This is a genomic window from Pseudomonas sp. AC463 (assembly GCF_979253585.1).
In genome coordinates this window covers 1-367 of record NZ_CEEDDZ010000229.1, presented here as the reverse complement: position 1 = coordinate 367, position 367 = coordinate 1, and the positions used below count along the sequence as shown (strand labels likewise).

1 protein-coding gene is annotated in these 367 nt (G+C 63.8%); it reads right to left on the bottom strand.

Going from position 1 to position 367, the window contains the following annotated elements:
- A partial coding sequence (locus tag AC0IYH_RS29910; RefSeq protein WP_471837718.1) for a hypothetical protein occupies positions 1 to 244 on the bottom strand: 244 nt, incomplete at its 3' end.
- Positions 245 to 367: the final 123 nt, after the last annotated feature.

The following is a 367-nucleotide window of genomic DNA, read 5'->3' as shown; positions in this document are numbered from 1 at the left end:
GATTATAGGCGCGCACGTGCATGCGCCGCTCGTCGCCACCCAGGTCGAACATGCGATCGTCGACATTCCCCTCGGCGTTCGGATCGCCCGCGTCGACGGACACCTGATCCTCCAGCCCGAAATCGTCCTGCGGAAAGTCGTCATGCGCGAAATCGTGCGCGCCGAGATCGGCGCCGCCGGTGAACGCATCGCGCTCCCTGAAATCATCCCGACCGAAGCCGTCCTGACCGAATCCCATGTTCATCGTCGCGCTTTCCTTGACCCGGACCCGCTTCTGCACCCGATTTGGTAAACGCGACGTAAACCGCCCTCGATGATCGATCCCGCTCGCAGCCCCTTGCCAGCCCCCGAACCTGCTGGTAAGCGC